Annotated in this window: 1 protein-coding gene; it reads left to right on the top strand. The window is 73.4% G+C overall.

Annotated features, from left to right (window positions below; all coding sequences use genetic code 11):
* Positions 1–413, top strand: a 413-nt coding sequence (locus ACLZOT_RS50145) for an SDR family NAD(P)-dependent oxidoreductase (RefSeq protein ID WP_416976009.1), incomplete at both ends; no start/stop codon positions are given.

Consider the following 413-nt stretch of genomic DNA (forward strand, 5'->3'; position numbering starts at 1 on the left):
CTCGGGCCGTGAGCTCAGCGCCGACGGGCATGAACTGCGGCTCGCGGTGAACTACTTGGCGCCGGTCGCGCTGACCCGCGCCCTGCTGCCCGTGCTGCGTGCGAACGCGCCCGCGCGGATCGTCAACGTGGGTTCGGCGGGCCAGGAGCCGCTGGACCTCGACGACCCGGAGCTGACCCGCGGCTACGACGGCACCGCGGCCTACCGGCGCAGCAAGTTCGCCCTCGCGGCCCATACGTTCACCCTCGCGGAGGAGCTGGCGGGCACCGGGGTCGCGGTCAACGTGCTGCATCCGGCGACGTTCATGGACACGGGCATGGTCCGCGAGGGCGGCATCACCCCCTGGAACACGGTCGCCGACGGCGCCCCGGGCGTCCTGGCCCTGGCAACACGGGACATGGGAACGGGCGGCT

This window comes from Streptomyces sp. 4F14 (assembly GCF_048159485.1).
GTDB lineage: Bacteria > Actinomycetota > Actinomycetes > Streptomycetales > Streptomycetaceae > Streptomyces.